This window comes from Kribbella sp. CA-294648, assembly GCF_050943845.1.
GTDB lineage: Bacteria > Actinomycetota > Actinomycetes > Propionibacteriales > Kribbellaceae > Kribbella.
In genome coordinates this window covers 4,908,467-4,922,442 of sequence record NZ_CP191981.1, presented here as the reverse complement: position 1 = coordinate 4,922,442, position 13,976 = coordinate 4,908,467, and the positions used below count along the sequence as shown (strand labels likewise).

The 13,976-nt window shown below is 68.2% G+C and carries 14 protein-coding genes; 9 read left to right on the top strand and 5 right to left on the bottom strand.

Annotation, left to right across the window (positions count from 1 at the left end):
- Positions 1-77 precede the first annotated feature (77 nt).
- The 5 genes from ACQPYM_RS23365 (at position 78) to ACQPYM_RS23345 (ending at position 6,631) form a co-directional block, all read left to right on the top strand.
- Positions 78-1,544, top strand: a complete 1,467-nt coding sequence (locus ACQPYM_RS23365; RefSeq protein ID WP_433003495.1) for a pyridoxal phosphate-dependent decarboxylase family protein — start codon at positions 78-80, stop codon at positions 1,542-1,544.
- Entirely contained in the window at positions 1,541-2,464 is a 924-nt protein-coding gene (locus ACQPYM_RS23360) for an NAD-dependent epimerase/dehydratase family protein (protein WP_433003492.1), read from the top strand. Before ACQPYM_RS23365 ends, ACQPYM_RS23360 begins: the two co-directional genes overlap by 4 nt.
- 144 nt (positions 2,465-2,608) lie before the next feature.
- A complete protein-coding gene (locus tag ACQPYM_RS23355; RefSeq protein ID WP_433003489.1) occupies positions 2,609-4,804 on the top strand; it encodes an MMPL family transporter in 2,196 nt (731 codons plus the stop codon).
- Positions 4,801-5,673, top strand: a complete 873-nt coding sequence (sigJ, locus tag ACQPYM_RS23350; protein ID WP_433003486.1) for an RNA polymerase sigma factor SigJ — start codon at positions 4,801-4,803, stop codon at positions 5,671-5,673. Before ACQPYM_RS23355 ends, sigJ begins: the two co-directional genes overlap by 4 nt.
- Before the next feature lie 73 nt (positions 5,674-5,746).
- Positions 5,747-6,631 (top strand): hypothetical protein, encoded by an 885-nt coding sequence (locus ACQPYM_RS23345; RefSeq protein WP_433003483.1) that lies wholly within the window; start codon positions 5,747-5,749, stop codon positions 6,629-6,631.
- Between the two features lie 47 nt (positions 6,632-6,678).
- On the opposite strand, the gene ACQPYM_RS23340 is transcribed toward ACQPYM_RS23345, so the two are convergent.
- Positions 6,679-6,921: a substrate-binding domain-containing protein gene (locus tag ACQPYM_RS23340; RefSeq protein ID WP_433003480.1), complete on the bottom strand. Its 243-nt coding sequence runs from the start codon at positions 6,919-6,921 to the stop codon at positions 6,679-6,681.
- 45 nt (positions 6,922-6,966) lie between these two features.
- On the opposite strand from ACQPYM_RS23340, the gene ACQPYM_RS23335 reads away from it, so the two are divergent.
- Together ACQPYM_RS23335 and ACQPYM_RS23330 are read left to right on the top strand one after the other, a co-directional pair.
- Complete coding sequence (locus ACQPYM_RS23335; RefSeq protein ID WP_433003477.1) at positions 6,967-7,386, top strand: RICIN domain-containing protein; 420 nt, start codon at positions 6,967-6,969, stop codon at positions 7,384-7,386.
- 145 nt (positions 7,387-7,531) lie between these two features.
- Positions 7,532-8,470 (top strand): aldo/keto reductase, encoded by a 939-nt coding sequence (locus tag ACQPYM_RS23330; RefSeq protein WP_433003474.1) that lies wholly within the window; start codon positions 7,532-7,534, stop codon positions 8,468-8,470.
- A gap of 31 nt (positions 8,471-8,501) precedes the next feature.
- On the opposite strand, the gene ACQPYM_RS23325 is transcribed toward ACQPYM_RS23330, so the two are convergent.
- Both ACQPYM_RS23325 and ACQPYM_RS23320 read right to left on the bottom strand, forming a co-directional pair.
- Positions 8,502-9,152, bottom strand: a complete 651-nt coding sequence (locus ACQPYM_RS23325) for a hypothetical protein (RefSeq protein ID WP_433003472.1) — start codon at positions 9,150-9,152, stop codon at positions 8,502-8,504.
- Complete coding sequence (locus ACQPYM_RS23320) at positions 9,149-9,667, bottom strand: RNA polymerase sigma factor (RefSeq protein ID WP_433003469.1); 519 nt, start codon at positions 9,665-9,667, stop codon at positions 9,149-9,151. Before ACQPYM_RS23320 ends, ACQPYM_RS23325 begins: the two co-directional genes overlap by 4 nt.
- A gap of 215 nt (positions 9,668-9,882) precedes the next feature.
- On the opposite strand from ACQPYM_RS23320, the gene ACQPYM_RS23315 reads away from it, so the two are divergent.
- Both ACQPYM_RS23315 and ACQPYM_RS23310 read left to right on the top strand, forming a co-directional pair.
- Entirely contained in the window at positions 9,883-10,107 is a 225-nt protein-coding gene (locus ACQPYM_RS23315; RefSeq protein ID WP_433003466.1) for a DUF7218 family protein, read from the top strand.
- A 191-nt stretch (positions 10,108-10,298) separates the two neighbouring features.
- On the top strand, positions 10,299-10,526 hold the full coding sequence (locus ACQPYM_RS23310) for a hypothetical protein (RefSeq protein ID WP_433003463.1): 228 nt from the start codon (positions 10,299-10,301) through the stop codon (positions 10,524-10,526).
- 265 nt (positions 10,527-10,791) lie between these two features.
- Here ACQPYM_RS23310 and ACQPYM_RS23305 read toward each other — a convergent pair whose 3' ends face one another.
- Both ACQPYM_RS23305 and ACQPYM_RS23300 read right to left on the bottom strand, forming a co-directional pair.
- Positions 10,792-12,183 carry a sensor histidine kinase gene (locus tag ACQPYM_RS23305; protein WP_433003460.1) on the bottom strand — a complete coding sequence of 464 codons (1,392 nt, stop codon included), beginning with the start codon at positions 12,181-12,183 and terminating at the stop codon, positions 10,792-10,794.
- Between the two features lie 3 nt (positions 12,184-12,186).
- A complete protein-coding gene (locus tag ACQPYM_RS23300) occupies positions 12,187-13,839 on the bottom strand; it encodes an FAD-dependent oxidoreductase (protein ID WP_433003457.1) in 1,653 nt (550 codons plus the stop codon).
- Positions 13,840-13,976 lie beyond the last annotated feature (137 nt).

Below are 13,976 nucleotides of genomic sequence, written 5' to 3'. Positions count from 1 at the left end.
GTCTAGTGGCCCAAATCTTGTGGAACACGACTTTTTCGCCACTGGTAGCCAACAACGCGTCCGACGACAGTGGCGGCATGAATCGACAGGGACCGCTCGACGTGGGCGAAGAAGAAGGAGCCAGGCTGCTGACGGCCGCCGTGGACTTGGTGGTGCAGCACGCGAAGGAGGTGGCCGACGGGCCGGTGGCACCGCACGAGCCCGGCACCGCGTGGCTGCGTGAATGGCTTGCAGGTCAGGACTTCGAGGTGGCGAGAGCACCTGGTGAAGCGATGCCCGAGGTGATGGAGGCATTGGGCCGCTGGGGAGTGCACACGACGCATCCCCGCTACTTCGGCCTGTTCAACCCCACTCCCACCTGGTGGGGCGTAGCGGGCGAACTCATCGCTGCCGCAGTCAATCCGCAGCTGGCCGCCTACAGCCACGCGCCCGCCGCGGTCGAGATGGAACGGCACGTACTGCGCTTCATGGCCGGCCGCCTCGGCCTGCCCGCCACTACGGAGGGCGCCTTCACAGTTGGTGGCGCCGAGGCCAACCTGACGGCAGTCGTCGTTGCCCTGACCCGCGCGTTCGCCACCTACCCGGAGCAGGGACTGTCCGGCCTGCCCGGACGACCTGTGCTGTATGCCTCCGCCGAGAGTCACCTGGCCTGGCTCAAGATCGCGCACATGACAGGACTGGGCCGCGACGCCGTACGGCTGGTGCCCTCCGACAGTGCACACCGCATGGACCTGGCCAGGTTGCACGAGATGCACGCGGCAGACGTGGCGGCCGGCCTTCGCCCCTTCCTGCTGGTCGGTACGGCGGGTACTACGGCCGGAGGTGCGCTCGACCCTCTGCCCGAGCTGGCGGCGAGGGCGCGGGAGTGGGAACTGCATTTCCATGTAGACGCGGCGTGGGCAGGCGCGGTCGCCCTGTCCGACACGCTGCGACCGCTGCTGACAGGGATCGAGGCGGCCGACAGCGTCACGATCGACGCGCACAAATGGCTGTCGGCGCCGATGGGCGCGGGGATGTTCCTCACCCAGCATCCGGCCGCACTCTTGCAGAGCTTTCACGCAACGACCTCGTACATGCCCGCCGAGACCGAAGATGCGCCCGACCCCTACGCCACCAGCGTGCAGTGGTCACGGCGCTTCGCCGGCCTCAAGGTCTTCCTGGCATTGGCGATAGCGGGCAGGCCGGCCTACGCCGAACAGCTCGAGCGGGACGTCCACCTCGGCGAGCTGCTCGCGCGCCGTCTCTCCGAGGACGGCTGGTCGCGGATCAATGACACCCCTCTACCCGTCATTTGCGTGGCGGCTCCCGAGGCCGAGACGGGAGGCCATGAGAGCAGCGCCGGCTGGCACGCCGCCGTCGCCGATCACGTGGTCAGCAGCGGCGCAGCGTGGCTCAGCACGGTTCTGCTCGCAGGGCGTCCCGCCCTCCGCCTGTGCATCACCAGCCATCGAACCAGCCCCGCCGACATCGAGGCGGTGGTGACCGCACTCGCCGAAGCCCGCAAGATGACACCAATACCTACGGCGAAAGGGCATGGGCGATGAAGGTACTGCTGGCCGGGGCGACCGGCGCGATCGGGCTTCCGTTGCTGTCGGCGCTGGCCGCGTCGGGGCACGAGGTGGTTGCCGTCATCCGCGACCCTGCCAAGCGGCGGCTCGTCACCGATCGTGGGGCGACCGCCGTCATCGCCGACGTACTCGATCGCGATGCGCTGCTGCGCGCGGTCGACGGGCAGGCCGCCGACGTGGTCATGCACCAGGCCACGGCGCTGCGCAAGCCTTCGCGCAAGCTGGGCCCCGACGACCCGACCATCGCCTTGCGCGAACGGGGGACCGCGCATCTTCTCGATGCCGCGCGGGCCGTCGGCGCGCGCCGCTTCGTCACCCAGTCGCTGATCACCGGATACGGGTACCTCGACCACGGCGACCGGATCCTGACCGAGGACGACGAGTTCGGCGTGCACGCCGGTACCGTCGCCGATCTGGTCACCGACTCCAGCCTGGCGACCGAGAGGCAGGTGTTCGCCGCCGACGGCATCGAGGGCATCGCCTTGCGCTACGGCATGTTCTACGGCCCGAACGCGTTCAGCGATCTGTTCGCCGATGCGATGCGCAAGCGGGCGCCGATCCTGCCGCGCGGCAAGACCGGCACCACCTCCTTCATCCACGTGGACGACGCCGCGGCGGCCGCGGTCGCGGCGATGGAACACGGTCGCGGGGGAGAGGCGTACAACATCGTGGACGACCAGCCGATGAGCTGGCGTGACTTCATCACGACGGTCGCGCGCGTACACGGTACGCCGCGCCCGGTCGTGACGCCGAGATGGCTGATCAGACTGGCCGTCCCGTACCTGGGCTGCTTGCTGATCGACACCACGCTGCGGATCTCGCACGCCAAGGCCACCCGCAACCTGGGCTGGGCGCCGGTGCACGCGAGCGTGACCGACGGGTTGACGGCTCGCTGAGAACCGGCCGTTCGTAGTACCGCCGCTGATCGAGTGTGACGCTCGCCTCCCTCCGCGATGTCACATCCGGCGACGACCCGCAAGTCCTATGGGCAACGGGCGAGCGCACTCGGGCGCCGTCGGACGGACGTGAGGACGACTGAAGTGCTGGAGAGAATGGCGGGTCTGCTGTTGCGCCGCCGGCGCCGGGTGATTCTGCTAGCGGTCGCTGTGGCACTGCTCGGTGGTGCGATGAGCGGAACCCTGTTCGACCGGATGAAGGGTGGCGGTTTCGACAACCCGGACGCGGACTCCGGTGTCGCGGCCGCCACCTTGCGGGACCACTTCGGTCAAGGGCAGTCGAACCTGGTCCTGCTGGTCGAGGCTCCCGGGTCGGTGGACGACCCGGCGGTCGCGGCGGCCGGCAAGGCATTGACCGATCGACTGGCCAACGAGGATCAGGTCAAGGCGGTCACGTCGTACTGGACCTCGGGGCGGTCGGCGCAGCTGCGGAGTACCGAGGGGAACAAGGCGCTGGTCCTGGCCACCGTCACCGGTGACGACACTGCGGTCGACCGGCGGCTGGACACGCTGGTACCGGACTTCGAGGGAGAGCGCGACGGTCTCGAGGTACGGGTCGGCGGGTACGCCATGCTCAACCACGAGATGGTGGACCAGAGCGCGCACGACGCCACGATCGGCGAGGCGCTGGCCTTTCCGGTCGCGCTGGTGGCGCTGGTCCTGGTGTTCGGCAGTCTCGTCGCCGCGGCGCTGCCACTCGTCGTCGCGCTGATCACGCTGCTGACCACGCTCGGCGTGATGTGGGCGTTGACGACGGTGATCGACCTCTCGGTGCTCGCCGTCAACGTCGTCACGCTGCTCGGACTGGGGCTGGCGATCGACTACAGCCTGCTGATCGTCAACCGGTTCAGGGAAGAACTGCTGGCCGGCCATGAGGTCGCCGAAGCACTGCGAAACACCCTGCGGTCGGCCGGACGTACGGTGGCGTTCTCCGCGGTGACAGTGGCGATCGCGGTGTCGACGATGCTCTGGTTCCCGCTGCTCGCGCTTCGCTCGATGGCGTACGCCGGGATCGTGGTCGCGCTGCTCTCGGCCATCACCTCGCTCACCGTGTTGCCTGCGCTGCTGGCGATCTCGGGCCGGCGCGTTCTCGGTCGACGCGGGGCCGGTGCCGGTGGAAGTGCTAGGCAGGCCCGGCCGGTGGCGGCCGGATTCTGGCACCGGACCGCGGTACTGGTGATGCGTCGCCCGCTTCCCGTCGCCACCGTGATCACCGCCGTACTGCTGCTGCTCGGCACCCCGTTCCTCGACCTCAAGCTGAGCACTCCGGACGAGCGGTCGATGCCGGAGTCCGCGAGCTCGCGGCAGGTGGCCGACGTACTGCGAGAGAGCTTCGGTTCCGGCGAGCAGAACGCGCTGACCGTCGTGATGCCCGCCGCAACCGGCGACCTGAGCCGGTACGCCGCGGAGCTGTCGAAACAACCGAATGTCGACCGGGTCGACGGCCCCACCGGCAGCTACAGCTCCGGCACGCAGGTCGCTTCGGCCGGCCCGACCCACGCCGGATTCCGCGCGGACAACGCCGCGTACCTGTCCGTGGTGCCGTCGACCGACGACGAGCGGGCACTCGACGCGCTGGTCGAGGACACGCGAGCTGTGCCGGCTCCGGCGACGGCGTACGTCGGCGGAATCGCCGCCCTCGGTCATGACACGACAGCGACGCTGCGCGACCGGTTGCCGGTTGCCGCCGCAGTACTCGCGGTGGCCATCATTGTGCTGCTCTTCCTGCTCACTGGCAGCGTTTTCGTGCCGCTGCTGGCGGTGGTGCTCAGTGTGCTGAGCCTGTCTGCCACGTTCGGCGCGCTCGTCTGGATCTTCCAGCAGGGGCACCTGGTCGACCTGCTCGGCGGGTTCGTCGTGACCGGCTCGCTGGCGTCGACCGTGCCCGTCATGCTCTTCTGCGTGGCCTTCGGCCTGGCGATGGACTACCAGGTCTTCTTACTCGCACGGATCAAGGAGGAACGCGATCGCGGCAGTGACGGGATCACCGCAGTCGCCGTAGGCCTCGAGAAAGTGGGCCGGATCGTGACGGCCGCCGCCGTGCTCATCTCGCTGGTGTTCCTCGGCTTCCTCGTCTCCGACATCACCTTCATGAAGGCGTTCGGGGTCGGCCTGCCACTGGCGGTACTGGTCGACGCGACGTTGATCCGGGGCGCACTGCTGCCGGCAGCGATGCGACTCGGCGGCCGCGCCACCTGGTGGGCTCCGCGGCCGCTACGGCGTCTGCACGCGAGGTTCGGACTCCACGAAGGTGAGGCGGAGCCGGTGAGGGCGGCATGACGGACGAGCGGGCGGCCGTCTTCGCCGCGAACCACAACCTGCTGTTCGCGGCGGCGTACGACATCCTCGGTAGCGTCACGGACGCCGAGGACGTCGTACAGGAGGCGTGGTTGCGCTGGGAGAAAGTCGACCTCGCGGCGATCGACCACCCACGCGCGTACCTGATGCGCATCGTCGTGCACCGGGCGGTCGACGAGCTCCGCAAGGTGCGCAGGCTGCGGGAGGAGTACGTCGGCCCGTGGTTGCCGGAGCCGCTGTGGAGCGAAGACACCGCCGACACCCTGGAGGAACGCCGCGGCGGCGTCGCGCTCGGCCTGCTCGTCGTCCTGGAGACGCTGTCGCCCCTCGAACGGGCCGCCTTCGTCCTCAAGGAGGCCTTCGACTTCGAGTACGACGAGATCGCCGGGATTCTCGACCGGACGCCCGCCGCGGTACGCCAACTCGTCCACCGGGCGCGGGGGCACGTCCACGCGAGACGCCCCCGCTTCACTGCCGACCGTCGCGACGCCCTGGTGGCTGCGGAGCGGTTCGTGAACGCGGCCGTCGGAGGCAGCCTGACCGACCTGCTCGACGTACTGGCCCCCGACGTCACCCTGTGGAACGACGGAGGCGGCCGCGCCCGCGCCGCCCTGCGACCGATCCACGGCGCCACCAAAGTCGCCCGCCTACTGGCCGCGGTCGGCCCCCAGTACGCGGGCTGCGAGATCCGCTGGTCCCTCCCCGGCGGCACCCCAACAGCCCTGATCTTCACCGGTGATCAGGTGGTAGCGGTCCTCACCGTCGAAGCGGACTCCTCGGGCGGCCGAGTACGCGCCATCTACGGCATGGCGAACCCCGACAAGCTCACCCACCTGTCACAGCTCACCTGACGAATCACAACTTTTGTGGTGTAGACCGCATCGAGCTCATGAGGAAACTTCAGGAGAGAAGAGGACAACTCAGATGAGCTTGAAACGAGTCTCCGCGCTGATCGCGGCGGCCTTGGTTGCCGGTGCGGTCGCGACTCCGGCGAGTGCTGCCCCGACGGTCGCGGCCTGGGCGTCGGCCGACCCGTGCGCTATGTACGTCGGGGCGTTCGATGCGGCCGGAAACAGCGGTGGGGTGGAGGTGGTGGCGACCAAGCCGCCGACGGGGAAGCCGGGCTCCAAGGTCAAGGTTTTCCCGGTTAAGGAGAGCGCGGTCTGGTACGTCAGCGCGCTCACCGGCTCGTCCTGGTCGTACGGCAAGGTGATCAGCGGAACCGGCCTGTACGCCGCGCAGATCAGCTGGGACGGTGTCGAGCCGGAGCCGGAGGTCACGTCGCGACGGCTCGGTGGCGGCTGGGACCGGTTCACGCAGATCGAGGAGTCCCAAACCGGGTATCTCCAGCGGACCCGCTATTTCTACGGCCTGCGTGACGACGGCGTGCTGTTCCGCTGGAACCTCGACGGTTTCAAGGCGCTCGGCTCGTACCCGGGCTTCGGCGCGGTCAAGACGATGACGATGATCAGCGGGACGGGCACCTACGACACGCTCCTCGCCACGACCCGCGGCGGCGCGCTCTACACCATCCGGATTCCGACGACGTCACCGATGAAGCCCATCGTGAAGCAGGTCCGGGCCCAGGGCTGGGGGAGCTTCGACTCGCTGGTCGCCGTCAAGTGCGGCAGGCAGAGCACGCTGCTCACCGCCGTGGACCACGACACCGACGCCGCCTACCTGTACGCCGTAGGCCACGCCACCGGCCTCACAACCCCCATCCAGAACCTGGGCAAGATCCCCACCCCCTTCCCAGGCGTCACGCACCACGCTGTCGCCGGCGAGACCGACGACCTGTTCGGCGAATAGCCCCAAATAGCACGAGCCCCGGCAACCCTGGTGGTCGCTGGGGCTCGCTACCGGCGGGCAGGGCCGGTGCTGTCGCGGATTACGAGGGTGGTGCGGAGGAGTTGGGCCGAGTTGATCGGGGGTGCGCCTTCGGCGATGGCTCGGAGGAGGAGGTTGGTCGCTTGTTGAGCCATCTCCCGGCTGGGGATCGCCACGGCGGTCAGTGCCGGATGGGTCAGGGCGACAGGGGCGGTGTCGTCGAAGCCGATCACCGACACGTCGCCGAGCACCGAGCGGCCGGACTCTTTCACCGCCTCGAGCACCCCCAGCGCCAGCAAGTCACCCAGGTCGGAACGGTGCCGCAGAACCTCAGCGGCGTACGGACTGTCTCGACGGGCGGTAAGGCGCTGGACAACCCTGATCGCAGTACCGTGAACGGCACTCAGCTGATCACCTGGACCAACCACGGCGACCTCAACCAGAAGTGGACATTCGCTCAGCAGGCCGACGGCTCGTACACGCTCAAGAACAACTCGTCCGGCCTCTGCGCCGACGTCAGCGGCGGCGCGACCACCGCCGGTACGGCGATCATCCAGTGGACCTGCACCAACGGCCCCAACCAGCGCTGGACCGCCACCAAACTTGCCAACGGCACCTACACCCTCACTGCCGTCAGCAGCGGCCTGCTACTGACCACCGCCTCCACCACGGACGGCGCCAAGGCCACGCAGCAACCCAACACCGGCTCCGCCCTCCGGCAATGGTCGATCAGCTAGCCACTCACCGCCTTCTGCCAACGACGTGCAGCCATGGGTAGCGCCAGCCAAGCATGTGGTGATCCTGATGCAGGAGAACCGCCTTCTACCACCCCCGCAGCTCGCGGCTTGACCTGGAGTGCGCTCCAGCAACGAGGCTGGAGCCATGAACACTCCCACGATGGCCCTCGGGACGATGTACTTCGGTACCAGGGTGGACGAACGGACCGCTTTCTCGATCCTCGACCGGTACGCCGAACTGGGCGGGGCCTTCATCGACACCTCCAACAACTACAGCTTCTGGACCTCCGAGACGGGGTTCGGCGGCCAGAGCGAGGCGTTGCTGGGCCGCTGGCTGGCGTCCAACCCCGGGGTCCGCGTCCGCCTCAGTACCAAAGTAGGCGCCCAGCCCACACGGGTCGGCGGGTTCCCCGATCACCTCGAAGGACTGGGCGAGGACGTCGTACGGGCTGCTCTGGCGAAGAGTTTGGAGCGGCTCGGCGTGGACGGTGTGGACCTGTACTGGGCGCACGTCGAAGACCCAACCGTTCCGGTGGAGGACCTGGTCGAGACGTTCGGCGGCCTGGTCCGTGACGGCCTGACTGCTCGCTGGGGCGTGTCGAACCACCCGTCCTGGCTGCTCGAACGGATCCGGGCCACCGCCGAACACGCCGGCCTGCCGCAGCCAACCGCGTACCAGGAGCGCTACTCGTACCTTCAGCCCGCCGGCGGCATGGCCGTGGAGGGCCAGCCGATCCCATTGGGCATGCTGTCACCGGACGGCCTCGACTTCCTGCGACGCAACCCGTCCTTCGACGGCTGGGTCTACACCGCCACCCTCCAGGGCCGGTACGACCGCACCGACCGCCCACTCGAGACCGAGTACCGCCACCCCGGTACCGACCGACGGATAGCGGCCCTGACCCGTGTCGCCACCGCGCGCGGACTCCAACCGGGCCAGGTAGTGCTCGCATGGCTGGCCTCCGGAAGCCCGGCGCTGACCCCGATCGTCGGAGTCAGCAGCGTCGGACAACTCGAGCAGGCCGTGGAGGGCGCGTCCACCACCCTCACCGAGGATGAACTGACAGCACTGGATAGCGCATAGCCGATCTGCGGGGGCCGGACTGCAGCAACGGTCAGCGGACCGGTGTCAGGACGCAGGGGCCGAAGGTGCCGTCTTTCAGGAAGCCCATCTTGTTGCTGAAGGCCCTGGCGGGCTTCCCTGGCACCGTTGCGTTCGAGTCGGATTGCTCGATCACCAAGGTGGCGCCCTTGAAGTCGGCCGGCTTGAGCGTGTACGAGGTGCCGTGCGACCGCTGTCCGTCCCAGTTGTCGGTGCTGCTCCACTGGCCGTCGAACCCGACACCGTGCGGCGAGCGTTCGCAATGCATGCCGCGCGGGAAGTAGACGACCTCGGCTCGCAGCCCGGCCTGGGCGAGCCGGCGTTCGAGTCCGTCGGCATCCTCGGCCCGGTAGATGGTGACGGTGATCTTGCCGTTCCCGGCGTCGGTCACCGCGTACGCCGGTGAGGCGGTCTCTCCGCCACCTACCAGGGGTGCGGCGACCGCGACGCCGGCCACCAGGGCACCGCCCGCCGCGACGGCGACGGCCAGCCGCCGCGAACGCAGTACCGGGCTGGGGTGCCGGACGCCGCCGACTGAGCCGGCCTCGGCTGGGATGCCGACGATTCGCTGGAGGTCGGCCTCGGCGCGGGCGTCGAGCGAGAGTGCCGCGTTGGCGGCGGGATCGTTGGTGCGGAGTATGTCCATCCTCGAAGTACGCGTCATGAGCTGTGTCCTGTTCTCTGAACGGATCCGTCGACGGCCGGCGCCGGCGGGGTGGAAGATTCACGATCAGCACCAACGACGGACTTGAGCCGCCGCCGGGCCCGGTGCAGCCGAACTCCGGCCGCCGTGGTGGAGCATCCGAGCGCAACCGCCAACTCGTGGCCGGAGAGACCTTCCCAGGCATTGAGCAGCAGCACCTGCTGATCCTTGACACCAAGCCGACCAAGCGCCGTGACCACCTCGGCCAGCGCATGCGCCGCCTCCACCTGCTCCGCGGTGCCTCGCATGGCACTATCCGTGGCGGCCTCAGTGGCAAGCCGACGCAACGCCTGCAGTTCACGCTGATCACTGCGATACCGATGCCCGAGCCGATTAGCCGCAACCCGATACAGCCACGGCCTCACATGCTGCGCCGGAATCTCCTCGCGACGTCGCCACGCAATCTCGAACACCTCCGAAACCACGTCCCGAGCCGCCTCCACATCCGCCGACCGACGGACGACGTAGGCCAACACAGCCACGTAGTGCGCCCGGTACAGCTGCTCGAACTGCCCGCCTGGCGTTGTCTGCTTCACACCCTCATATCCCCGCACCAAAGATTCGCTTACACCCCGCCCCCAAGCAACTCACTGACACTTCCGCAGCCTGACAGATTCCGTGCGGCTGGTTCGCCAAGTTCGACCGTGAATGGGACTGGGTACCGGCGGGCCGACGAGCTTTGGAGGTAGTGATGCCTGGTAAGTCCGCGAACGTCAAGAACGAGAAGCAGTACGAAGCTCTCAAGGACAAGGGGATGTCCAAACAGCGTGCCGCGAAGATCGCCAATTCGTCGAAGTCGAGCGAGCGCGGCGGTCAGCAGAGCGGTAAGGGTGGCAGCAGCAAGCAGGGGGGCACGACCGCACAGAAAAAGGAGGCCGGCCGCAAGGGCGGCAAGGCAGCTGCCAAGAAGAGCTGACAGACTTCGGCGGTCAGTGCGGATCTCGATCGACATGCCGGGGGATGAGTGGCATCCCGACGGGTTTTTCTGTGCTAACCCCTTCCGTAGGAGGAGCAGAACCTGAGGTCTGCCCGTGATTGGCCGGCCTGGTCGGTGGGAACCGGCGCGGGTATGGCTACTGACAAGCAGCGGCGGCGGCGCGTAAGAACGTGCGTAAGGCTGTGAAGGCCGCCAAGTCGGAGAAGACGATTTCCGGGATGCCGAAGAAGACGCGGACCGCGCTGGGAAAGCAGGGTGCGGCGGTTGCCCAGCGCAAACGGACCGGCGGATCCGAGCCGAAGACACGGCAAGAGCTCTATCGCGAAGCGCAGAAGCGCGGCTTGCCCGGCCGTTCGAAGATGGGCCGCGACGAACTCGAGCGCGCTCTGCGCCACTAGCTGGTCACCGCGACGGGTCCCGGCCCCAGATCGGCGCTGGCAGTACGGTGCTCGTGTTGGTGTGTCCGAGGAGCAACGCACCGTAACCACATGGATACGGCTCGACGTCTGAGTGCAGAGCGTCGCCTGCACCGTCTCCGGTGCGCCGACAGCATGGTGGCGGGCCGGGGTCGGGTCGACACCCGCACTGCTGTCGGTCGGCGTGCCGCTAGGCAGGTGTCTGTCGCGGCTGCTGCTGCAGGAGGCGCTTCATGACCTCTGGTGATCAGGAAGTGGTCTTCTGGTGGATGGGGATTTGGACGTGGAGGGTGGTTTCGCCGGGGGTTGAGGTGATGGTGATGGAGCCGTTGTGGCGTTCGACGATGATGCGTTGGGCGATGTCCAGGCCGAGGCCGGTGCCTTTGCCGACGTCCTTGGTGGTGTAGAAGGGTTCGAAGGCCCGGGCGGCGACTTCTGGTGGCATTCCCTCGCCGGTGTCGGTGAGCTCGACGACGACCTTGTTGCCTTCGGCAAAGGTGTGGATGCGCAGAGTGCCGGAGCCTTTCATCGCGTCGACGGCGTTGTCGATGAGATTGGTCCAGACCTGGTTGAGCTCACCGGTGTACGCCTCGATCCGCGGGAGGTCGCCGTACTCGCGGACCACCGAGATCCCGTCGCGGAGCTTGTGGCCGAGCATCGTCAGGGTGTTCTCGAGTCCTTGGGTCACGTCGGTTGGCTGCAGGGACGCGCGGTCCATCTGGGAGTACGACCTGACGGCCGCGACCAGGTCCGAAATGCGCCGGGTCGACTCCTTTACCTCGGACAGCAACGTGGTCGCGGCGAACGTGCTCGCTACCCAGTCCAGGCCTGGTTCGAGGTTGTCTGCATCCAGTACTGCGGCCGCCCGCTCGCACCAGGCGACGTCGACCCCGGCCGCGGCCAGCGGCTGGGCGATCACCCAATCACGTTCCACCCCATGACGCCCGAGCCAGGTGGCCATGGCGTTCTCCTGATCCGCGATGTCCAGTGGGTCGAGCCCGGCCGCGGCCGGCTGGATCTCGCGGCGGAGTTTGTCGAGCGCGGTCAGCTGCGGGGCCGAGATCTCCCCTTGGGCCAGCCGGTTCAGGGAGGAGATCAGCGTCTGGCAGACAGCCTCGAGCGCGTCCGCGGCTCGCGTCGCGGCCGCAGCGGGATTGTTGATCTCGTGGGCGAGGCCCGCGGCAAGGGTTCCGAGCGTCACCAGGGACTGGCGTTGCCGCGCGGTCGCCTCGATGGATCGTGCGGTCCCGTAGACCCCGTTGATCAGGTGACCGCCCAAGGGGAACCAGGCGTCGGTGAGCGTACGCAGTACCGGCGCCGGCACCCGCAGTACGCGGCCCTCCTGCACTCCCCGCCCCGACGCGAGATAGACCCCTCGCTCGTCCCAGGCCCTGAACCCACCAGCCCAGCGGCCCGGCACGTCCATCCGGCCGACCACTGTGTCCTCCCTGCCGACGTGCCTCGACAGTTCGATCGCGCCCTCGACCAGCACCCACCAGTGGTCCGCGTGCTCACCCTCGGTGAACAGCTTGATCCCGGGCTCGATCCGTACTTCGTCGCCGCCCTCGAGCAATTCCCCCAACTGCGCGTCGCTCAGCCCGGCGAAAAGGCCGAGTCCGCGGAGATCGTCGACACGCATGGCTCATACCGTCGCCAGATAGCGGTGCACGAGATAGACCGACATAGCGCCCTCCCCGACCGCGGAGGCGACTCGCTTCATCGAGTCGAGTCGTACGTCGCCGGCCGCGAAGACGCCGGGCACACTCGACTCGAGCGCGAAGGGGGCCCGCGGCAACCGCCAGGCCTTGTCGTGGCTGAGCAGCTCTTGGCCTGTCACCACGAACCCCTTGGCGTCGCGCACGACATCCGGGCCGAGCCACTCGGTCCGTGGCGAGGCGCCGACGAAGACGAACAACCAGCTCGTCGGCAGCTCTTCGGAGTGGCCGGTGTCCCGGTCGGCGACGGTGATGGTCTCGAGGTGCCCGTCGCCACGGCAGGCCGCCACCTCACTACGGCGTCGCACCTGGACGTTGGGAGTGGACGCGATCTTGTCGATCAGGTACCGCGACATCGTGGCCTCGAGCGAGGGACCCCGGACGATCAGGACCACCTTCTTGGCGTAGCGCGCCAGGTTGAGCGCGGCCTGGCCCGCCGAGTTGGCTCCGCCGACGAGATAGACGTCGTCGCCCTCGCACTGTCTCGCGTCAGTGGCACTCACGCCGTAGTACACGCCGCAGCCGGTGAGCTCCTCGAGCCCGGGCGCTTCCAACCGGCGGTACGAAACCCCGGTGGCCACGATCACCGCGCGGGCCTCGATCTCGCCCCCGCCCTCGACCAGTACGGCATGCACCGGGCCTCTGGTTTCGAAGCCGACCACCGCGCGAGCAAGCACCATCTCCGCGCCGAACCGCGATACCTGGGCGACCGCCCGCTGGGCGAGATCCGAGCCGGTCAGTCCCTTGGGGAACCCGAGGTAGTTCTCGATCGCCGCGCTCTGCCCGGCCTGTCCACCCGGCGCCTCGCGCTCGACGATGACCGTGCTCAACCCTTCGGATGCCGCGTACACCGCAGCCGCCAGGCCCGCGGGACCACCCCCGACGATGCACACGTCGTACAGGGGCTGCTGCGCAGTGGTACGGAGGCCGAGTGCTCCCGCGAGATCGAGAGTCGACGGTGAGCGGAGGGTGTCGCCATCGGGGATCAGCACCAGCGGCAGGTCCGTCCTTCCCGCTTCGGCGAGTTGCGCCAGCCGTTGAGCCTCGGGATCGCGCTCGACGTCGTACCAGCGATAGGGCACGTAGTTGCGTGCGAGGAAAGTCTTGATCTCGTGGCTACGGTCGGACCACCGGTTGCCGACCACCCGTACGTCGGATGTGTGGTCGGGGTTGGCCTGCCGCCAGTCGTCGAGCAGGTCCTCGATGACCGGATACAGCCGCTCCTCGGGCGGGTCCCACGGCTTGAGCAGGTAGTAGTCGAGGCCGATGTCGTTGATCGCCTTGATCGCGACATCGGTGTCGGCGTACGCCGTGAGTAGCAGGTACTTCGCGCCGGGTGCATGGGCGCCGGCCTGCTCGAGCATCTCGATACCGGTCATCTCCGGCATGCGCTGGTCGGCGGCGATCAGCGCGACCGGCTGGTTCCGCAGCGCGAGTTTCGTCAGTACCGCAAGGGCTTGTGCGCCCGAGTTCGCGCGCACGACGAGGTAGTCGTCGCCGTAACGGTTTCGCAGATCGCGGGCGATCGCGGCGGACACCATGGGATCGTCGTCGACGGTCAGGATCGTCGGTTTGCTCATCTGGGCTTCCCCCCAAGGGTCAGGGTAGCCACGGCGATGACCTTCGAACAGTGCCACGCACTCCCGGCCCGGGCCGGCAGGCTGAACGGTGACCGGCTGCTTGCGAACGGCAACGGATGGTCGCTCCTGTTGCCGCA

Coding starts and splice junctions, on each gene's coding strand:
- ACQPYM_RS23365 (WP_433003495.1), top strand. CDS start 78: ATGAATCGACAGGGACCGCTCGACGTGGGCGAAGAAGAAGGAGCCAGG.
- ACQPYM_RS23300 (WP_433003457.1), bottom strand. CDS start 13,839: ATGAGCAAACCGACGATCCTGACCGTCGACGACGATCCCATGGTGTCC.
- ACQPYM_RS23305 (WP_433003460.1), bottom strand. CDS start 12,183: ATGCGTGTCGACGATCTCCGCGGACTCGGCCTTTTCGCCGGGCTGAGC.
- ACQPYM_RS23345 (WP_433003483.1), top strand. CDS start 5,747: ATGAGCTTGAAACGAGTCTCCGCGCTGATCGCGGCGGCCTTGGTTGCC.
- ACQPYM_RS23360 (WP_433003492.1), top strand. CDS start 1,541: ATGAAGGTACTGCTGGCCGGGGCGACCGGCGCGATCGGGCTTCCGTTG.
- sigJ (WP_433003486.1), top strand. CDS start 4,801: ATGACGGACGAGCGGGCGGCCGTCTTCGCCGCGAACCACAACCTGCTG.
- ACQPYM_RS23315 (WP_433003466.1), top strand. CDS start 9,883: ATGCCTGGTAAGTCCGCGAACGTCAAGAACGAGAAGCAGTACGAAGCT.
- ACQPYM_RS23325 (WP_433003472.1), bottom strand. CDS start 9,152: ATGACGCGTACTTCGAGGATGGACATACTCCGCACCAACGATCCCGCC.
- ACQPYM_RS23330 (WP_433003474.1), top strand. CDS start 7,532: ATGAACACTCCCACGATGGCCCTCGGGACGATGTACTTCGGTACCAGG.